This is a genomic window from Pantoea sp. GM_Pan_4, from assembly GCF_026541005.1.
GTDB classification, from domain to species: Bacteria; Pseudomonadota; Gammaproteobacteria; order Enterobacterales; family Enterobacteriaceae; genus Pantoea; species Pantoea dispersa.
On sequence record NZ_JALNUZ010000010.1, the window covers coordinates 79,714 to 98,526 of the forward strand.

The window sequence follows — 18,813 nt, forward strand, 5'->3', positions numbered from 1 at the left end:
TTATGAAAAGACTAATTATTGATTGTGATCCGGGGAATGGTATTGCTGGCGCTAACACCGATGACGGGCTGGCGCTGGCCTTAGCGCTGGCGTCACGCGCGCTGGCCGTTGAGCTGATCACCACCGTGAGCGGCAACACGCCGAGCGCGGTGGGAGCGCGGGTGGCTAAAGATCTGCTGCAGCGGCTCGGACTGAACATTCCGGTAGTGCAGGGCGCGCTGCAGGCGCTGCGCGAAGATCCGGCGCCGTGGCGCGCGCGGCTGGATAACGTCGCCGACCCGGCGCTGGGCGAACTGTGGCGCGGTGTGCGTCAGCCGCAGACGGTGGCAGCGGACGGCAACGATGCGGCGGGCGTGATGGGCCAGCTGATTTGTGACAATCCCGGCGAGTTTACGCTGGTGGCGATCGGCCCGCTGACCAATGTGGCGCAGGCGCTGCAGCGCTATCCGCAGATGGCGGATTCCGTAGCGGAGATCGTCATCATGGGCGGCGTGTTCGCGCTGGATGACTACATCAAAGACACCAATTTTGGCCTCGATCCGGAAGCGGCGCATCAGGTGCTGCACAGCGGCGCCACCATCACGCTGGTGCCGATGGATGCCACCACGCAGACGCTGCTGACCCATCAGGATCTGACGCGCCTGACCGCCTGCGATCATCCACTGCCGCAGTTTGTGCGCGAAACGCTGCGACCGTGGATTGATTACTCCATCCGCACCCGCCATCTGCCGGGCTGCTGGATCCACGATGCGCTGGTCATTGCCTGGCTGCTCAACCAGCGCGTGGCGGACGGCGTGGATTATCACGTCGATATCGAGCTGCGTCCCGGTGCCACGCGCGGCAAGACCTGGCGCTACCGCACGCCGCTGCGGCTGGACGTTGGCGTGCCGGCGGACGCGGGCGCGCTGGTGCATGTGATGCAGAACGTAAACAATCCGCTGCTGCTGGAAGTGATTGAGCAGACGTTCAACGGTTTGAAACGCTGAGATTTTGCTGCGGCGCGCGGTCTCCCGGCCGGAGTAACGCGCGCCGCTTTCCTGCCGACACGCTTCCTTACATCGCGAATCACTCGCTGACAATTCCCCGCCGCGCGGCGCCTTTCTGACATGCTATATACAAATGGTTAACACAATAATAACCAGTGCAACCATTCGCTGGATAACGTTCCAATAAAAATCTGGCCGCGAGCCGGAAGCAATCAGACAGGATACCCTTATGTTTAACTGGACTGCGACCCAGCGCAACGTGGCTTTCGCCAGTTTCGCCAGCTGGACGCTGGATGCGTTCGACTTCTTTATTCTGGTGTTTGTGCTCAGCGATCTTGCGCGCTACTTCAACACCAGCGTCTCCGATGTTTCCATTGCCATTATGCTGACGCTGGCCGTACGGCCGGTAGGCGCATTGATCTTTGGCCGGCTGGCGGAAAAATATGGCCGCCGGCCGATCCTGATGCTCAACATTGTGCTGTTTTCGCTGTTTGAGTTGCTGTCGGCATGGTCGCCCAACTTTGCTGCCTTCCTGACCTTCCGCGTGATTTACGGCGTGGCGATGGGCGGTATCTGGGGCGTGGCCTCTTCGCTGGCGATGGAAACCATTCCCGACCGTTCGCGCGGCCTGATGTCCGGCATCTTCCAGGCCGGTTATCCGTGCGGCTATCTGCTGGCGTCGATAGTGTTTGGCCTGTTCTTCGAACAGGTGGGCTGGCGTGGCATGTTCCTGATTGGCGCGTTGCCGATTCTGCTGCTGCCGTTTATCTATTTTAAAGTGCCGGAATCGCCGGTATGGCTGGCGGCGCGCGAGCGTAAAGAGAATCACGCGCTGCTGCCCATCATCCGCCAGCACTGGAAAATCTGTATTTACATGGTGCTGCTGATGGCCTGTTTTAACTTCTTCAGCCACGGCACGCAGGATCTCTACCCGACGTTCCTGAAAGTGCAGCACCAGTTTGACGCCCACACGGTGAGTATTATCGCCATCGGCTATAACATCGCGGCGATGCTCGGCGGCATTACGTTCGGCTCGCTGTCCGAGCGTATCGGGCGTAAAAAAGCCATTATGCTGGCGTCGTTTCTGGCGCTGCCGGTGCTGCCGCTGTGGGCATTCTCCAGCGGTTCCTGGGCGATTGGTATCGGCGCGTTCCTGATGCAGTTTATGGTGCAGGGCGCATGGGGCGTGGTACCGACCTACCTGACCGAGCTGGTGCCGGCCAATGCGCGTGCGGTACTGCCGGGCTTCGTTTACCAGCTGGGGAATTTAATTGCTTCGGTCAACGCCACGCTGCAGTCACGCATCGCCGAAGCCCACGGCGGTAACTACGGGCTGGGCATGGCGATTGTCGCCGGCACGGTGGCGGTACTAATTTGCGTGTTCGTGGCGTTTGGCCGCGAGACGCGCGGCATCGAAATATCCGGGGCGGTGGCGAAAGAGACGCGTTAACGCGCCTCGCAGACGTCAATCCATTTCGCCGCGGTGAGTTCAGCCATGCGCTGCGGCGAAATGCGCACCGCGCTGTGAATCGAACCGGCCGCAGGTAACACTTCATCGAAACTGCGCAGCGACACATCGCAATAGACGGTCAGCGGATTTTCCAGCCCGAACGGGCACACGCCGCCGACCGGATGGCCGGTCCAGTTCACCACTTCATCCACGCTCAGCATGCGCGCTTTTGCCCCGAGCGCTGCCTTCAGCTTGCGGTTATCCAGCCGGGCGTCGCCGCGTGTGACAATCAGCACCACGCTCTCTTTCACTTTCAGCGACAGGGTTTTGGCGATTTGCCCCGGCGCCACGCCATGTACGCGTGCGGCCAGTTCTACGGTGGCAGTGCTTTCCGGCATCTCGATGATGTCGATATCCGGTGCGTGTTCGGCAAAGAAGTGCCGTACCGACTCCAGGCTCATTTTTTTCTCCGGTAAAAACAGAGCGTAAAAGCTGCCATAAGGCGGGAAAGCTGTAAACGGGAGAAACGGAGAATCTGTAACAGAATACGCCGCGCTTACACGGCATTTAACGTGCAGTTACCGCAGCGTTCGACGTCCGGAATGCGATAGCGCTGGCAGCAGCTGCGGCGTTCCATCGCGCCGTTACGCGGGATCATGGTGCGATACAGCGGATTATCACTGCCGTCGGACAGGGATTTGCTGAAAAACAGCGCCTGTTCCAGTTGATGCCGGGTGGCCGCAGGCAGCTGCTGCAGTTCGCCAAGGAACCAGTAAAACGAGAAGCCTAAGTTGTTCCAGATTAGCCGCGCGTTGATGTCACCGTGCTGCGCCATGCCGTTGACGGCGGGGATCAGGCTGTGCTGAATCAGGCGTTCGATACGCTGCTGCGGATTGAGATAGCGCGCATCCTCATCCTCCTGCACATCAATCCAGAAGGCGCAGGGATGGCCGTTTTCGTGGAACTCAACGTGGATACGCTGCGGCGAGCAGTCGAGCGCGCGCGGCTCCTGCAGCAACGCCAGCATTAATGGCGGCAGCAGCAGGCCAAAATACCACTGGGCCCACAGCGACTGCAGCGGTTTGGCTTCCTGCGGAACATCGGGATGGTGGCGATAGAGATAGTCGCTGTAGCGCTGCGTCAGGCGGCGATAGTGAAACGGCGTGGACCATTCGGCCAGCGTCAGGGTTCCTGCGGGGGCCGGCTGGCCCAGCTTCACGTTTTCCCGCATGTAGCTGCGCTGGTCGCACATCAGATCTTCCAGCGCGCTGGCTAAGCTGCGATCGCTCTGCATAAAGATCAGCGGATGCGCGCTAAAGCGATGATCCTGACGCGTGATGATGGCCATGCGGCTCCTGAGTGAAAACGGGAAGCGAAAAACAAATGATAATCGTTCCCGATTCACTGAGCAAGATGCCAGCAGCGCCCACTGCCTGGCCACCGCGCATTTTGCGTGAAATCCCCCGGAGCGGGCGCGGCGTTGTCGCCGCACCGCTTACACCAGATCGCTGCTTACCGGCGCAAGCTTCGGTAAATCCTCCCACGCCAGAATGGTGTTACGTCCCTGATTCTTCGCCACATACAGCGCGCGGTCGGCGTTGGCCACCGCCTGGTCGAAGTCTTCTGCGAAAATCGGCGCGATACCGGCGCTGATGGTCACGTGGGTCGAGACTTTATCATTGAAGCGGTGGGGAATTTCGAGATCAACCACGTACTGACGGATGCGTTCGGCCAGCTTCATGGCAATCGAGGCGTTAACATTGGTCATCAGCACCAGAAACTCTTCGCCGCCGTAGCGCGTCACCACATCGCGCGAGCGCACCGCATCGCGAATGGCAACCGACACCCGCGCCAGCGCCTGATCGCCCATGGCATGACCGTAGTTATCGTTGTAGGCCTTGAAGTGATCGATATCCAGCAGCAGCACAAAGTGGCTGCCGGCATGATTTTCCATGATGGTATCCAGCCGGTTCTTCAGCCCGCGCCGGTTATACAGGCCGGTGAGCGGATCGAGCATGCTCAGGTCGCTGAAACTTTGCTTCTCCTCATACAGCTGACGCACCAGCCGCAGGGTGAAGGTGTCGAAGCGGCGGCGCATCAAGTGGTGCAGCGAGAAGCCGATCAGCGGCAGCGTAATGGTGAACAGAATGGTCATTAAATGCTGACCATCGTCCAGTAACAGTACGGTTAATACCGGTGGCGTAATATGTAAACAGAACGCAAGCAAATAATCACTCAGGGCAATCGCGCTGATAAAAAATACGCTCAGCAGACTGATTATTAAAAAGCTACCGTCAAAATAAAACACCAGATGGTAACGATGATTGATATGCCAGGCCCACAGCGCGCCTAATAGCAATGCGACAGGATTTAATAACGGGAATTTTAGATTTGGCGCGATTAAACATAGCGCCAGCAGCGTGGTGCTAAAGCCCGCCACCAGTGTTACCGGCAGCGAATTGATGGGATTATCCGTGCCGAAAAACGGCAGCAGACAAAAAAGCGAAACGGCGACATTCAAAAACAAAAATAGCATCAGCGACAGCCGATACTTGCTGTGTTTCAACTCATCATAAGATTGTAATTTCATTATTATTACTCGTGACAGCCCTGAAATATCAAAGCGCTACCCGCAGGAAATAATCCCACAACGCGGATAGTGAGCACGTTTTTGCTGTGTTATCAAAATAGTTATCGGCGGCAATCTATCATTTTCCAGTAATTCTGTCATCCGGCGCGGGCAGGGCAAAAAATTCGCTGCAAGATGAGAAATATTGTCATATGATAATGGGAATATTTATCATTTGAAGGGTTGCGCGATGATCATGGCGATGATGGCCGCCTGCGGCTTGTGGGGCGTAAGCTGGGTGATGGGAAAACGTCTGGATAGCGGCTGGGGCGTATTGCTGCCCTGTGCGGCCATGCCGGTGTTTGCACTGTGGGAGCCGAGTTTCAGCCAGTGGCGCTTAGTGATGATCGTCGCGCTGCTACTCACCGTGATGATGCTGTTCCACCATCGTCTGCGTCATTATCTGCTGCTGCCTTCCTGCCTGGCGCTGGCGGGCGGTCTGGCGGCTATCTCGGTGAATTTTCACGTCATTTAACGGCGAGCAGAAACGACAATATCACGCAAAGGCGTGATAGCAGCGGTAACAATCAATGGGGATGTACTGCAGAACAAGTGTGACAACGTTGGTGCGAAGAGAGGGACTTGAACCCTCACGTCCGTAAGAACACTAACACCTGAAGCTAGCGCGTCTACCAATTCCGCCACCTTCGCATCGTAGTTGTCTGTTTATACCACCGCATGGTGCGAAGAGAGGGACTTGAACCCTCACGTCCGTAAGAACACTAACACCTGAAGCTAGCGCGTCTACCAATTCCGCCACCTTCGCGCAGTGCACGCGATATAAACTCTGTGATTATTGGTGCGAAGAGAGGGACTTGAACCCTCACGTCCGTAAGGACACTAACACCTGAAGCTAGCGCGTCTACCAATTCCGCCACCTTCGCCTACCTGCAATACATTACAGTATTGCTAACCACGGAGGCGCATTTTAGAGATTTTACTCATTGCGTCAACACATATTTTGCGACGGTGAAACGACTGCTGCAAAAAGCAACGTTTTCCCCGTCGCATCGCGGATTTTACTACGCTTAGCGCGCTTTCGCGCCGCGGCCATATACGGCGCGATACACTTTGAAGCGGCCGGTCTGCGACAGCACTTCATGGTTACCGAAGGTTTCATCCAGCACCTGCGGATAAGGCAGGAAGGCGTTGGCCACGATGCGCAGCTCGCCGCCGCTGTTGAGATGCTTCACCGCACCGCGAATCAGCGTGTGGGCGGCATCAAGGCTGGTTTGCAGCCCGTCATGGAACGGCGGGTTAGAGATGATCAGATCAAAACGGCCGCTGACGTCTGAGAACACGTTACTGGCAAACACTTCGCCTTCCAGGCCGTTAGCGGCCAGCGTGGCTTTACTCGCCTCGATGGCGGCGGCGTGCACATCGCACAGCCACAGCCGGACTTTCGGCGAATGCTGCGCCAGCGCGGCGGCTAATACGCCACTGCCACAGCCGATATCCAGCACTTTGCCTTTGGTGTGCGGCGTCAGCGTGGAAAGCAGCAGATCGCTGCCGATATCCAGCCCGTCGCGGCTGAACACGCCCGGCAGGGTATGAATGGTGAGATCGTCCAGCTGATAGCGATTGCCGAACGCGCTGGCGTCAAAGCTGGCCTGCTGCGTCAGCTGGCCGTGATACAGCCCGCAGCGGCGCGCGCTGTCGATCTTCTCCAGCGTCGCCCAGTTCTCCAGCATGCCTTCGGCGCTGCGCACGCCGCTGCGGTTTTCACCGACGACAAAAATATCGCAGCCCAGCGGCAGCAGCGACAGCAGGTTTTGCAGCTGGAACTGCGCTTCCGGTTTGTTCTTCGGCCAGAAATAGACCAGCGTGTCGCAACCGGCTACGTCGGCCGCACCGGCCACCAGCCCGTACACTGCCCGTTCACCGAGGCGACGGCTGAGGTTCTGCCAGTGATGGTACTGTTGAGTGTGCACGCGGCTCGACGCGGTCTCCAGCTGGGCGGGCAGGTCATCCTGCAGGTCGCCGGCGAACAGTACGTGGCGGGCGGTAAATTCATCACTGTGGCGCAGAATCACTTCGCTGGCCGGGGTAAAAGCAGACATGGAACGCTCCTGTTAAATCAGAGCGGCGATTATAGTGCTTTGTTGGCGCATGTTCGATGGGTTTGCTAGCATAGCGTCGCATTCTGGCAGGATTACAGGTAACAGCATGAGCACAAGGCGCGACTGGCTTCTACAGCAAATGGGGATTACGCAGTATCAGCTGCGACGTCCGCGCGTGCTGCAAGGCGAAATTGCCGTCACGCTAACGCCGGACACGCGGCTGGTGCTGGTCGCTGAGCAGGCGCCGGATCTGCAGGAGCCGCTGGTGCGTGACGTACTGCGGACGCTGAGCATTCAGCCGGGGCAGGTAATGACGCTGACGCCAGAACAGCTGCCGATGCTGCCGGAGCAGGTCGACTGTGCCGGCTGGCTGCTGGGCGTGACCAGCGATCATCCTTTTAACGGCATCACGTTCACCAGCGCCGTTTTCAATGAATTAATCAGCAGCGGCGCGGCCAAACGCGCGCTGTGGCAACAGATGTGTAACCATGACAGCCATCTCTTTCATCACCCCTGATTTACAGCCGCGGCTGCTGGAGATCGAGCGCCGCGCGCATGCGTTTCCGTGGAGCGAGCAGACCTTTGCCAGCAATCAGGGCGAACGTTACGTCAATCTTTGCCTGCACGCGGACGGCCAGCTGGCCGGCTTCGCCATCACCCAGGTGGTGCTGGATGAAGCGTCGCTGTTCAACATCGCGGTCGATCCCGCGTTCCAGCGCCGCGGCTATGCGCGTCAGCTGCTACAGCAGCTGATTACCGAACTGGAGCAGCGTGCGGTAATGACGCTGTGGCTGGAGGTACGCGCCTCCAATCAGCCCGCCATTGCGCTGTATCAGCAGCTGGATTTTCATCAGGTCAGCGTGCGGCCAAACTACTATCCCACCGCCAGCGGGCGCGAGGATGCCATCATCATGGCGCTCACGCTCTGATGTTATTCAAAAGGGGCACTATGTTAAACGACTGGGACTGCATCCTGTTCGATGCGGATGACACACTTTTCCACTTTGACGCCTTCGCCGGCCTGCAACGCATGTTTGCCAGCTACGACGTGCACTTCAGCGATCAGGATTACGCTGATTATCAGGCCGTCAACAAACCGCTGTGGGTCGATTACCAGAACGGCACCATTTCAGCGTTACAGCTTCAGACGCGCCGCTTCACGCTGTGGGGCGAAAAACTGCGCGTGGCACCGGAAGTGCTTAACAGCGACTTTCTTAATGCGATGGCCGAGATCTGCCTGCCGCTGGATGGCGCAGCCCGCCTGCTGGATACGCTCAAGGGCAAGGTAAAAATCGCCATCATCACCAACGGTTTTACGGCGCTGCAGCAGGCGCGCCTTGAACGCACCGGTTTCCGTGACTACTTTGACGCGCTGGTGATCTCCGAACAGGTGGGCGTACCCAAGCCGGACGCGGCGATTTTTGACCATACGCTGCAGCTGCTGGGCAATCCCGATCGCCGCCGGGTATTAATGGTCGGCGACACGCCGGAATCGGATATTCTCGGTGGTATGAATGCCGGCGTGAAAACCTGCTGGATCGATCACGGCACGCGTCCGCTGCCGGCGCACATCACGCCCACCTGGCAGGTGAAAACCTTGCCTGAGCTGCAATCTATTCTGACTGCTTAACAATCCCGATACCCACTATTTTAGCGAATTAAACTAGCCTGGTCCACCTGGCTGGTTTTTTTCACTGCCAGTTTGTCTTTATCACCCCTTTTTTATCGCCTGCCTGGGTTTTATCGCGCGCAGACAAAATGCGTGCCGCTCAGCGCCATTTTTTTTATGACAATTTTTAATGATCGCGCGAGCAAATTTTCATCTTTCATTTACAATCTTTCACAGTTTTAATGGATTGCTAAGAATAGTCTTAGGTTTACGGGCAAAAGTGACGCAAATTTGCATTAAAAATATTTGTTAACCTTTACTGAACTAATTTCCTCTGCTAGCGGCGCGTTGAAATTTTGTCAGGCTTCTGTAAACTTCCGTCAGACATTAACAAATGGATTGTGATTGCATGCTCACGGGCAGGTTTTACCTGGCTCGTGCGGTAGCTATGATGTTTCCAGTCTTTTATATGTTGTTGATATATCTCAATAAATAGCACTACTGTCAGCGAATGCCGTAAGTTGTTGCTGTTATCCTCTTAATCGTTACCGATTAACCAGATTCATTGAACGTGATAGTTTTTATACCAGGGATGGCATAAGAGAAACCGAGGTTTGGCTGTGGCCGACCCCTTCGCTTAGCAAAAATTGATCATGTTGCTGATCGTTTGTGAAACGATCAGAATTCTTCCGACATCATCCCTGTCACTAATGTTGCATTTTTAATACTTAATTCAGACTGATCAATTTTTGCCTCGCTGGCGCGATGCGTTAGCCACACTCATTAAAGGGTCAAATTTTTAACTGGTACTGAATCGACGCCGGCTCCCGCCGTGTGCACGGTTCATTTTGCTCTTAACCGGCCTCTGGCCACTTTTTAGGCGTTAATGGAACTAAACATGAAGAAAATGGTGAATCTCCGTATGGCGTTGGGCCTGATGTTTGTTTTCGCAGTGGCTGGCTGTAAAGCACCGCCAAAGATGACAGACGACACTATTGTCAGTAGCACCGTTGACGGCGTCACGCTGTCGCACCGTTATGCCGTCCAGCCGCCGGCACAGTTCAGCCCGGTGAACGAGGCTTATCGCGCGCTCTATCCGGCTTCGATCATGACCCGCCCGAGCTTCGGCGGCAAAGTGGTGGATACGCTGAAAAGCGGTGAAACCTACACCGTGATTGGCCAGGTTGAAAACAACTGGCTGGCACTTGGCGAGTCGGCGCAGGCCGCAGACGAAGCGCAGCCTGAGACTGCACCGGCCGATGACAAAAAAGCGCAGCAGCCGGCGGCTCAGCCTGCGGTACAGCTGATCGGTTATGTCCCGTTCCGCGCGGTGGTGAAAAGCGCGCTGTATGAGCAGACCATCAAAGCGGACCAGCCGAAGCGTCGCGCCCGCGCCAGCAGCAAGAAAAAGACCTGCGTCGCGGTGGATGGCGACAGCAAAGCGTGCCAGAACAGCAACAGCGGCACCTGGATCATCAACTAACACGGTAAGCAGGGAGGGCTGAATGATGACGATGATTTCTCTCCGCCGCGCCGGATTACTGCTGCTGGCTTGCCTGCTGGCCGCCTGCAGCAGCAACAGTCCGGCGCCGGTTGCACGCTACAATCTCGACTTTCAGGCGCATCCGCAGATCAACGCGGGTGCGCCGCTCAAAGTCCGGGTGATGTTGCTGACCTCCGATGCGGAATTCATGTCCGCTGATTTCTACTCCCTGCAGAACCAGCCCGCCACCGCGTTGGGCAGCACGCTGCTCAACAATCAGCAGTTCTTCCTGATGTCAGGTCAGCTGAGTAAAACCCTCAGCGCGAAAAGCCTGCCGGAAGCGCGCTTCATCGGCATCATGGCCGAATATCAGGCGCTGGACGGTAAAGTCTGGCGCCTCGCGCTGCCCTTCCCGGATGGCGACGACAGCGCATTCTGGCAGTTCTGGAAAAATAACGATGGTGAGTTGAATGCCCGCGTCGTGGCGGATATCAACGGCCTGCGCGTGGTTAAGCAGTAAGGATGCCTATGAACCGAGCCGAAAAGGTTGTCTGGACCGAGGGGATGTTCCTGCGCCCTCACCATTTCCAGCAGTCGGAAAATTTTCTACACAGCACCCTGCGCGAGTGGGGGCAGTCGCAGCGCGCCTACACCTGGGGTTTTTTTGATCTCGAATTTGATGAAGCGCTGCTGCGCCAGGGAAAACTGGCGCTGAGTGCCGCCAGCGGATGTCTGCCTGACGGCACCTTCTTCTCTTTCAGCCAGCCACAGCACGGTCCGGCCCCGCTGGATCTGCCGGCGAATGTCGATCGCAGCAAAGTGGTGCTGGCGATCCCGGCCCGACGCAACGGGCGCGAAGCGGTGGCGTTTCAGGAGACACAGGATTCACTGGCGCGCTATCTGGCGTGGGAAGCCGAAGTCGAAGATGACAACGCTCAGGCGGTCGGCGCTGCCACCGTTCAGTTCGGCAAATTGCGCCTGCGCCTGATGCTGGAACAGGATCTCACCGCGGAGTGGACGGCGATGGGCGTGGCGCAGGTGATTGAAAAACGCAGCGATAACCACGTACGCCTCGACACCGATTACATTCCGCCGATGCTGACGCTCAACGCCAGCCGGCCGCTGCAAAGCATGCTCAATGACCTGCACGGCCTGATTCAGCAGCGCAGCCAGCAGCTGAGCCAGCGCGCGCCGGGTACCGGCCGTTTTAACAGTGCTGACATGGTCGATTTTATGCTGCTGACCTTACTCAACCGTCAGCTTGGCCTGCACGCGCACTTACAGCATCTGCCGCTGCTGCACCCAGAAACGCTCTACAGTCACTGGCTGCAGCTGGCCGCTGAATTGAGCAGCTGGATGCCGGCGCGCACCCCGGACGCGCTGCCGCTGTATGACCATGACGATCTGTACAGCTGCTTTGCCCGCTTAACGCTGCTGCTGCGCCAGGGACTGTCGCAGGTGATGGAAGAGAGCGCCATCCAGCTGCCGCTGACGCAGCGCTCGCACGGCCTCAACGTGGCCACGGTGCCGGAAAGCAGCATGGTGCGCGAGTTTGGCTTTGTGCTGGCGGTCAAAGCCAGCGTGCCAGCCGAGGCGCTGAAAACCCACTTCCCGGCGCAGATGAAAGTCGCGCCCGTCACCAAAATCCGCGATCTGGTGCAGCTGCAGCTGCCGGGACTGGCGCTGAAAGCCATGCCGGGCGCGCCGCCGCAAATCCCGTGGCATGCCGGCTACAGCTATTTTGAGCTCGATAAGAACAGCGAGCTGTGGCAGGAGATGGAGCGCTCAGGTGCCTTTGCGCTGCATCTGGCCGGTGAGTTTCCGGGCCTGAACATGGAGTTCTGGGCCATTCGTAGTCAGTCAGAATAATCAAAACTGAGCACGCCGCATGATGCAGGAACAACAGAAACCGAACAGTGACGTCACACAGCAGGATGTCAGCCATCAGAATGTGCTGGTCGCCGCGGCGAATCCGCTGATTAACGCGATCCCGCAGATTCGCCACTCCGTCTCGCACGACGATCCGGCGCGACTGCGCCAGCAGCTGATCGATCAGATCCGTCGCTTTGAGCTTAGCTGCCAGCAGTCGGGGCTGAGTTATGAAGTGATCGTCGGCGCGCGCTACTGCCTGTGCACCGCGCTGGATGAAGCGGCGGCGCTGACGCCGTGGGGCAGCCGCGGCGTGTGGACCAGCAACGGCCTGCTGGTGACGTTTCACAATGAAACCTGGGGCGGTGAGAAGTTCTTTCAGCTGCTGGCCAAGCTGTCACAAAATCCGCGTCAGCACATCCTGCTGCTGGAGCTGATCTATTTCTGCCTGTTGCTCGGCTTTGAAGGGCGCTACCGCGTGCTGGATAACGGGCGTTCGCAGCTGGAAACCATCAAACAGCGTCTGCTGCAGATGATCAAAAGCGTGCGCGGCAGTTACCCGGCGGCGCTGTCACCGCATCCCACCGATCAGCCGGTGCTGCGCAAGCTGTGGCGGCCGATGATTCCACTGTGGGCCTGTGCGGCGGTGGCCGGCTTTGCTGCCTGCCTGTTCTACATTGTCCTGAACTGGCGTCTCGGCGATTACACCTCGCCGGTGCTGGCCAGCATCTATCAGACCGCGCTGCCGGAAGTCAAAATCAGCAATCCGGCACCGCCGCCGCCCGCCACGCTGAACCTGAAAGCGTTCCTCAAGCCGGAAATTGATGCCGGCCTGGTGGCGGTGCGCGATGAAGCCGACCAGAGCGTGGTCACGCTCAAGGGCGATGGCCTGTTCGCCTCGGCATCCACCGAGGTGCGTGGCCGCTACGATGCGGTGATTCAGCGCATTGCCGCCGCGATGAATAACGTCAGCGGGAAGATTCTGGTGATTGGCTACAGCGACAACGTGCCGATTCGCAGCGCCCGCTTCGCCTCCAACTATGAACTCTCGCTGGCGCGCGCGCAGTCGGTGCAAACCCTGCTGCAGCAGCAGCTGGCACAACCGTCGCGGGTTAAAGCCGAAGGGCGTGGCGAAAGCCATCCGCTGGTGCCGAACACCAGCGCGGAGAATCGCGCCCGCAACCGTCGCGTAGAAATTACTCTGCTGGTCGCGCCGGATGCGACGCAAGCGGAACTCAACGGCCTGGCGAGAGGGAACTAATCCATGCTGAATATGCTTTTTGCGGTGCTGACCAGCCGCCTCGCCTGGGGTTTTGTCGGCATTACCGCGCTCTCCTTTATCATCTGGGTGATTGGCCCGGTGTTTTCCATTGTCGACTCGCGGCCGCTGGAGCCAGAGCAGAACCGCATTATCAGTATTGCGCTGCTCTATCTGGTGTGGGGGCTGAGCCAGGCGATTCCGCGCCTGTATAACTTCTGGCTCAACCACAAACTGATGTCGAGCCTCGAAACCAGCAAAAGCGATGCGCCGGAGCAGGACCGCAAACGCCTGACCAATGAAGAACAGGTGCTGGCGAGCCGTTTCTCCGAAGCCACCGACATGCTGAAAAAAGCGCACTTCCAGCGCGCCAGCAGCAAGGGCGCGCCTTTCTGGGCGCAGCGCTTCAGCCATCAATACCTCTACCAGCTGCCGTGGTACATGATCATTGGCGCACCGGGTGCCGGTAAAACCACCGCGCTGGTCAACTCCGGGCTGCAGTTCCCGCTGGCGGACAAGTTCGGCAAAGCGGCGCTGCGCGGCATCGGCGGCACGCGCAACTGCGACTGGTGGTTCACCAACGAAGCGGTGCTGCTGGATACCGCTGGCCGCTATACCACCCAGGAGAGTCAGCAGGAGCGCGACGCCAGCGAGTGGCATCACTTTCTCGACCTGCTGCGCAAATATCGCGGCCGTCAGCCCGTCAATGGCGTGATTGTTACGCTCAGCGTCTCCGATTTACTGACGCAATCGCCGGAAGCGCAGCGCAATCAGGCGATCGCACTGCGTCAGCGGCTGATGGAGCTGCACGATCGCCTTGGCATTCGCTTCCCGGTTTATGTGCTGGTCACCAAAACCGACCTGCTCAAAGGTTTCCGCAGCTACTTCGCTGCGCTGGATAAAACCCAGCGCGAGCAAATCTGGGGCTTTACCTTCCCGTGGGCGCAGGCGTCGACCGCAGAGTTTGAGCTCAACAGTCAGTTTCAGCAGGAGTATTCACTGCTGCAGCAGCGTCTGGATGCCGGTCTGGCCGATACGCTGCTGGCGGAAAGCGATGCGCAGGCACGGGCGGAGAGCTATCTGTTTCCGCAGGAGTTCGCCGCGCTGCGTCCGCTGCTGGCGGAGGCGCTGGATACGCTGTTTGCCCGCTCTGATTTCGAAACTCAGTTCGCGCCGCGTGGTATCTATTTCGCCAGCGGTACTCAGGAAGGGCTGCCGTTTGACCGCGTGATGGGCGAGCTGAGCCGCGCCCTGCATCTGCCGGGACAGCGCAGCGGCGAGTCCGGCAGCTGGGACCAGGTCGACAAAGAGTCACCGATCCCGCCGAACAAAGGCCAGAGCTTCTTCCTGAAAGGCGTGCTGGAAAATGTCATCTTCCAGGAGTCGGGCCTGGCGGGCAGTAACCGCTGGTGGGAGCTGCGCAATCGCGCCGGATTGTGGTCCGGCTATCTGGCGCTGCTGGTGCTGGTACTGATTGCCGGAGCACTGTGGCTCACCAGCTACAGTAAAAACAAAGCCTATTTGCAGGAGATGGCGGGTAAAACGCCGCAGGTGGAACAGCTGGGACAACAGCTGGAACGGCAGGGCAATGGCGATCTGTTTGCGCTGGTGCCGTATCTCAACACGCTGCTGCAGCTGCCGAAAAGCGCCGACTTCTCGCTGGAAGATCCCCCGCTGACGCGCCGTATGGGGCTGTATCGCGGTACCGAAGTCAGCGACGCCACGCGCACCCTGTATGACAAAGCGCTGAAACAGCTGCTGCTGCCGCAGGTGGCGCAAAACATCACCCGCTGGCTGCGCAACGACAACGGCAGCGATGCGGATTACAGCTACGAAGCGCTGAAAGCTTACCAGATGCTGTATCAGCCAAAACATTATGACGGCAAATTCCTGCATGCCTGGCTGATGCTGAATATTAGCCGCGAACTGCCGCAAAACGTGACGCAGCAGGAAGTGAAACAGCTGGCGTGGCATCTGCAGCAGCTGCTGGAGACACAGATTCAGTCCTCGCCGTACGCGAAGGATGATGCGCTGGTAAAGCGCGAGCAGGCGCTGATTAACCAAATGCCGCTGTCGCAGCGCGTCTACGGACGTCTGAAGCGCCTGCTGCAGCGTGACGGCAGCCTGCAACCGGTCACCCTCGCGGCGCTGGGCGGGCCGCAGAGTGAGCTGGTGTTTTCACGCAAAAGCGGCAAATCAGTCAATGATGGCGTGGCCGGCCTGTTCACGCCAGACGGTTACTGGCAGCACGTTGATAAACAAATCGCACCGGTCACGCAGGCTCTGTTTCAGGATGATGTCTGGGTGCTGGGCGGCGTTGCGTCGCCGGAGAACAGTCAGCAGACCGACCTCGCGGTGCGCCAGCTCTACGTGCAGGATTACATCCGCCAGTGGGAGCAGTTCCTCAGCGATATCCAGCTCAACAGCAGCGCGGATTTGTCGCAGCGCATCAACACCGCACGTCTGCTGTCGGGCAACCACTCGCCGCTGCGCCAGCTGGTGGTTAACCTCAGTAAGCTGCTGACGCTGAACCGTGCACAGCCGGATGAGCAAAGTGCCCAGGCACAGCCGGCGACGGGCAACAGCGCCACGCGCACTTTAGAAGCGCTGTTCAGTTCCTCCAAAGCCAGCGCGGCGCCGGGCCAGGGCGCAGCCCAGCAGGCACCGGAGCAGGCGGTGGCGGTGCACTTCGCGCCTGTGCTGGAGCTGGCACAGCCGCTGCAGCAGGGCAGTAAAGTGCTGGCGGTGGATGATTTTCTCCATCAGATCGACGATCTCTACCGCTATCTGACGGCGGTACAGGACGCCGCCAACAGCGGCATGCCGCCGCCGTCCGGCGATGCCATCAGTCGTCTGCAGGCCAGCGCCGGTCGCTTACCGGGTTCGCTGCAGAATATGGTTTCCAGCATGGCCGTGGGCGCCAGCAGCGATGCACAGCGCCGCGATATGGATAACGTGCGCAAGCGCATCACCATGGAAGTGGGCAGCTTCTGCCGCCAGGCGATTGCCGGCCGTTATCCGCTGGTGCGCAATGCGCGCAGCGAAGTGACGCCGGACGATCTGGCGCGCATGTTCGCGCCGGGCAGCGGGCTGATGGACAGCTTCTTCCGCGACAATCTGGCCAGCAAAGTGGATACCACCAATACGGCGTGGCGTTTCACGCCAGGTATCGACGGCAAAACGCTACCGGGCGGTGAGGCGCTGCTGCGTCCGTTCCAGCAGGCGCAGTCGATTCGTGATGCCTTCTTTGCTAACGGGGCGACCACGCCGTCGTTCCGCGTCACGCTGCGTACGGTGAAGATGGATAACGACATTCTCAACCTGACGCTCGACGTCGATGGCCAGATTCTGCGTTACAGCCACGGCCCGCAGGCGGTGCAGATGGTGAGCTGGCCCGGACCGGGCGGCACCAGTCAGGTGCGCATGCAGCTTGGCCTGACCAACGGCACCACCTCAACACTGGTGACCAGCGGTCCGTGGGCGCTGAACCGCTTCTTCGATCGCGCTCGCTTAACCGCGGTCGGTGGCCTGACCCGCGAGGCCAGTTTTAACGTCGATGGCCATCAGGTCACGTTGTCGTTCACCCCTGGCAGTATTCGTAACCCGTTCCAGCTTCCCGGCTTTAGCTGCCCCTGAAACAGGACCTGATAATGACTCATTACGCAGCACCCGGCTGGTACGGCAAATTGCCCAGCTCGGGTGACTTTGTGAAGCGACGCTTCCCCGATGTGCTGTACCGGCAGTGGTCGAACTGGTTTCAGGTCGGACTGCATCACTGGCAAACCAGTGAAGAGAGTAAAAACGCCCCGTCGCGCGCCTTTCTCAAAGCGCCGGTGTGGAATTTTGTCGTGCCGCCAATGCTCGGCAGTCAGCTGATCCAGATGGGCTGCCTGATTGCCGCCCGCGACAGCGTCGGCCGCAACTATCCGCTGTGCGCGCTGCGCCATTTTACCCCTGCCGAGTGGTCACCGGCGCTGCTGGCCCGCTCGGGCGAGTGGTATCAGCAGGTCGGCAATATGCTGCTGCGCGTGGTGCAAAACGGCGGTACGCCAGAGCAGCTCGACCAGGCGCTGCTGAGTATTCCGCAGCCCCAGCAGCCGCAAACTGACGGCGAACAATCGGACATTTTACAGGTGATTGGCGACGGCGAGCCGTCAACGCTCAACTGGAAACTGCCGGGTGACAGCTTCGATCCGCAGTTTTACACCAGCTTCTGGTGGACAAACCAGAGCGACGGTTTCCCGCTTTACACTCAGGTGCACAGCGGCAATTTCACCGCACAGCTGTTCTCACTGCTGTTCGACCCGGCCGGCGGGGCAAAACCCGGACGAAACGGACTTTATCCTCCGATGTTTGAATCCTGAGGCCAACCGCTATGACGATAAATATTGACGCGCTGCTGGCGCCGGTCAGCAGTGATAACCCCTGCGGCGACAACCTGGAGTATCACGCGGATTACCAGGCGATGGAGCAGGCCAGTACCGGTAAAGCCGAACAGCAGTTTGGCGAGACCATTATCCCGGCTGAATCTGCGGACTGGAATAAAGTCGAAAAGCTGGCGATTGACTTGCTCAGCCGCAGCAAAGACCTGCGAGTGATGTTAGCGCTTACTCACGCCTGGACCGAGCTGAAAGGGCTGCCGGGCTATGCGCAGGGGCTGAAGCTGATTGAGCAGGCGCTGCTGCTGTACTGGGAGCCGCTGTGGCCGCGACTGGAAGAGTACGGCGAACAGGATCCGTTTTACCGCATCAACGCGGTGGCGCTGCTGGGCGATAAATCGGCGCTGAGCAGCGCAGTACGCCAGAGCTGGCTGCTGCGCTACGCCTCGGATGGCATCACGCTGCGCGATGCCGCAGCGCTGTGCGACGGCAGCAAGACCGAAGTCGCGGACTATCCTGGCGGTCTGCCGCGCCTGACCGATGAGCTGGCGCGCGGCGAGCAGCCCGGTATTGAAGCGGTGCTACAGATAAGTGAGCGTTTGCAAACCATTACCGAAACCCTGACCGAACAGCTGGGTGAAGCGGCGGTACCGGAGCTGTCGCAGCTGCGCAGGCAGATCGCCATGATCGCCGAACGCTGTCAGGCCACTGACCTCAGCACGCTGCAGCCGGCCGTGGTAACAGAGCCGCCGCCAGAACCGAGCGTCGCCGCGCCCGCCGCAGCGGTTCGCACGGCTGACTGGCGCAGCGTGCAGCTCAGTTCGCGCGCCGATGCGCAGCTGATGCTGGAGAAGGTGAAGCACTACTTTGCTCAGCACGAACCCAGCCATCCGGCACCGCTGATGATCGACCGCGTACAGCGGCTGATTGAACTCGATTTTATGGACATCATCCGCGATCTGGCGCCAGACGGCGTGCATCAGCTGGAAAATATCTTTGGACGCCGCGACTAAGCGAGCGTAACAACTCAACGCAGCGAGACCTGCGCGCCTCCTGCGAAACTTTACCCGCGCACCCTTAATGGAGAAAA

The 18,813-nt window shown here is 58.9% G+C and carries 17 protein-coding genes and 3 tRNA genes; 13 read left to right on the forward strand and 7 right to left on the reverse strand.

Annotated elements, in window-relative coordinates:
- Positions 1-2 precede the first annotated feature (2 nt).
- On the forward strand, positions 3-986 hold the full coding sequence (locus OXR61_RS18340; protein WP_021506768.1) for a nucleoside hydrolase: 984 nt from the start codon (positions 3-5) through the stop codon (positions 984-986).
- 229 nt (positions 987-1,215) lie between these two features.
- A complete protein-coding gene (locus OXR61_RS18345) occupies positions 1,216-2,436 on the forward strand; it encodes an MFS transporter (protein ID WP_021506769.1) in 1,221 nt (406 codons plus the stop codon).
- Here OXR61_RS18345 and OXR61_RS18350 read toward each other — a convergent pair.
- From OXR61_RS18350 to OXR61_RS18360, 3 genes are all read right to left on the reverse strand, one after another.
- The gene (locus OXR61_RS18350) at positions 2,433-2,897 is read right to left on the reverse strand and encodes a YbaK/EbsC family protein (protein ID WP_021506770.1); all 465 of its coding nucleotides are present in this window, start codon (positions 2,895-2,897) and stop codon (positions 2,433-2,435) included. The two genes, OXR61_RS18345 and OXR61_RS18350, sit on opposite strands and share 4 nt — an antisense overlap.
- A gap of 95 nt (positions 2,898-2,992) precedes the next feature.
- Positions 2,993-3,784 carry a siderophore-iron reductase FhuF gene (gene fhuF / locus OXR61_RS18355; protein WP_021506771.1) on the reverse strand — a complete coding sequence of 264 codons (792 nt, stop codon included), beginning with the start codon at positions 3,782-3,784 and terminating at the stop codon, positions 2,993-2,995.
- Between the two features lie 147 nt (positions 3,785-3,931).
- Entirely contained in the window at positions 3,932-5,026 is a 1,095-nt protein-coding gene (locus OXR61_RS18360; protein WP_021506772.1) for a diguanylate cyclase, read from the reverse strand.
- Positions 5,027-5,255: 229 nt separating this feature from the next.
- Between OXR61_RS18360 and OXR61_RS18365 the strand changes: the two genes are divergently transcribed.
- Positions 5,256-5,540, forward strand: a complete 285-nt coding sequence (locus OXR61_RS18365) for a DUF1435 domain-containing protein (protein ID WP_021506773.1) — start codon at positions 5,256-5,258, stop codon at positions 5,538-5,540.
- A gap of 89 nt (positions 5,541-5,629) precedes the next feature.
- Here OXR61_RS18365 and OXR61_RS18370 read toward each other — a convergent pair.
- The 4 genes from OXR61_RS18370 to rsmC form a co-directional block, all read right to left on the reverse strand.
- Positions 5,630-5,716, reverse strand: a tRNA-Leu gene (locus OXR61_RS18370).
- 28 nt (positions 5,717-5,744) lie between these two features.
- A tRNA-Leu gene (locus tag OXR61_RS18375) sits at positions 5,745-5,831 on the reverse strand.
- Between the two features lie 31 nt (positions 5,832-5,862).
- Positions 5,863-5,949, reverse strand: a tRNA-Leu gene (locus OXR61_RS18380).
- A gap of 144 nt (positions 5,950-6,093) precedes the next feature.
- Positions 6,094-7,125, reverse strand: a complete 1,032-nt coding sequence (gene rsmC, locus OXR61_RS18385; protein WP_021506774.1) for a 16S rRNA (guanine(1207)-N(2))-methyltransferase RsmC — start codon at positions 7,123-7,125, stop codon at positions 6,094-6,096.
- A 106-nt stretch (positions 7,126-7,231) separates the two neighbouring features.
- Between rsmC and OXR61_RS18390 the strand changes: the two genes are divergently transcribed.
- From OXR61_RS18390 to tssA, 10 genes are all read left to right on the forward strand, one after another.
- Positions 7,232-7,642: a DNA polymerase III subunit psi gene (locus OXR61_RS18390; RefSeq protein WP_031279565.1), complete on the forward strand. Its 411-nt coding sequence runs from the start codon at positions 7,232-7,234 to the stop codon at positions 7,640-7,642.
- Positions 7,614-8,054, forward strand: a complete 441-nt coding sequence (rimI, locus tag OXR61_RS18395) for a ribosomal protein S18-alanine N-acetyltransferase (RefSeq protein ID WP_021506776.1) — start codon at positions 7,614-7,616, stop codon at positions 8,052-8,054. Before OXR61_RS18390 ends, rimI begins: the two co-directional genes overlap by 29 nt.
- A gap of 20 nt (positions 8,055-8,074) precedes the next feature.
- Positions 8,075-8,755: a pyrimidine 5'-nucleotidase gene (yjjG, locus tag OXR61_RS18400; protein WP_021506777.1), complete on the forward strand. Its 681-nt coding sequence runs from the start codon at positions 8,075-8,077 to the stop codon at positions 8,753-8,755.
- 865 nt (positions 8,756-9,620) lie between these two features.
- Positions 9,621-10,217 (forward strand): SH3 domain-containing protein, encoded by a 597-nt coding sequence (locus tag OXR61_RS18405; protein ID WP_031279568.1) that lies wholly within the window; start codon positions 9,621-9,623, stop codon positions 10,215-10,217.
- Positions 10,218-10,239: 22 nt separating this feature from the next.
- Positions 10,240-10,737 carry a type VI secretion system lipoprotein TssJ gene (tssJ, locus tag OXR61_RS18410; RefSeq protein ID WP_021506780.1) on the forward strand — a complete coding sequence of 166 codons (498 nt, stop codon included), beginning with the start codon at positions 10,240-10,242 and terminating at the stop codon, positions 10,735-10,737.
- An 8-nt stretch (positions 10,738-10,745) separates the two neighbouring features.
- Positions 10,746-12,086: a type VI secretion system baseplate subunit TssK gene (gene tssK / locus OXR61_RS18415; RefSeq protein WP_031279570.1), complete on the forward strand. Its 1,341-nt coding sequence runs from the start codon at positions 10,746-10,748 to the stop codon at positions 12,084-12,086.
- Between the two features lie 19 nt (positions 12,087-12,105).
- Positions 12,106-13,347 (forward strand): DotU family type VI secretion system protein, encoded by a 1,242-nt coding sequence (locus tag OXR61_RS18420; protein ID WP_021506782.1) that lies wholly within the window; start codon positions 12,106-12,108, stop codon positions 13,345-13,347.
- 3 nt (positions 13,348-13,350) lie between these two features.
- A complete protein-coding gene (gene tssM / locus OXR61_RS18425) occupies positions 13,351-16,980 on the forward strand; it encodes a type VI secretion system membrane subunit TssM (RefSeq protein ID WP_267412515.1) in 3,630 nt (1,209 codons plus the stop codon).
- 14 nt (positions 16,981-16,994) lie between these two features.
- On the forward strand, positions 16,995-17,708 hold the full coding sequence (tagF, locus tag OXR61_RS18430; RefSeq protein ID WP_021506784.1) for a type VI secretion system-associated protein TagF: 714 nt from the start codon (positions 16,995-16,997) through the stop codon (positions 17,706-17,708).
- Positions 17,709-17,719: 11 nt separating this feature from the next.
- A complete protein-coding gene (gene tssA, locus OXR61_RS18435; protein WP_021506785.1) occupies positions 17,720-18,736 on the forward strand; it encodes a type VI secretion system protein TssA in 1,017 nt (338 codons plus the stop codon).
- The last annotated feature ends 77 nt before the right edge of the window (positions 18,737-18,813 follow it).

Coding starts and splice junctions, on each gene's coding strand:
- tssK (WP_031279570.1), top strand. CDS start 10,746: ATGAACCGAGCCGAAAAGGTTGTCTGGACCGAGGGGATGTTCCTGCGC.
- tagF (WP_021506784.1), top strand. CDS start 16,995: ATGACTCATTACGCAGCACCCGGCTGGTACGGCAAATTGCCCAGCTCG.
- OXR61_RS18405 (WP_031279568.1), top strand. CDS start 9,621: ATGGAACTAAACATGAAGAAAATGGTGAATCTCCGTATGGCGTTGGGC.
- rimI (WP_021506776.1), top strand. CDS start 7,614: ATGACAGCCATCTCTTTCATCACCCCTGATTTACAGCCGCGGCTGCTG.
- OXR61_RS18345 (WP_021506769.1), top strand. CDS start 1,216: ATGTTTAACTGGACTGCGACCCAGCGCAACGTGGCTTTCGCCAGTTTC.
- rsmC (WP_021506774.1), bottom strand. CDS start 7,125: ATGTCTGCTTTTACCCCGGCCAGCGAAGTGATTCTGCGCCACAGTGAT.
- OXR61_RS18390 (WP_031279565.1), top strand. CDS start 7,232: ATGAGCACAAGGCGCGACTGGCTTCTACAGCAAATGGGGATTACGCAG.
- OXR61_RS18365 (WP_021506773.1), top strand. CDS start 5,256: ATGATCATGGCGATGATGGCCGCCTGCGGCTTGTGGGGCGTAAGCTGG.
- OXR61_RS18350 (WP_021506770.1), bottom strand. CDS start 2,897: ATGAGCCTGGAGTCGGTACGGCACTTCTTTGCCGAACACGCACCGGAT.
- OXR61_RS18360 (WP_021506772.1), bottom strand. CDS start 5,026: ATGAAATTACAATCTTATGATGAGTTGAAACACAGCAAGTATCGGCTG.
- tssA (WP_021506785.1), top strand. CDS start 17,720: ATGACGATAAATATTGACGCGCTGCTGGCGCCGGTCAGCAGTGATAAC.
- fhuF (WP_021506771.1), bottom strand. CDS start 3,784: ATGGCCATCATCACGCGTCAGGATCATCGCTTTAGCGCGCATCCGCTG.
- OXR61_RS18420 (WP_021506782.1), top strand. CDS start 12,106: ATGATGCAGGAACAACAGAAACCGAACAGTGACGTCACACAGCAGGAT.
- yjjG (WP_021506777.1), top strand. CDS start 8,075: ATGTTAAACGACTGGGACTGCATCCTGTTCGATGCGGATGACACACTT.
- tssJ (WP_021506780.1), top strand. CDS start 10,240: ATGATGACGATGATTTCTCTCCGCCGCGCCGGATTACTGCTGCTGGCT.
- tssM (WP_267412515.1), top strand. CDS start 13,351: ATGCTGAATATGCTTTTTGCGGTGCTGACCAGCCGCCTCGCCTGGGGT.
- OXR61_RS18340 (WP_021506768.1), top strand. CDS start 3: ATGAAAAGACTAATTATTGATTGTGATCCGGGGAATGGTATTGCTGGC.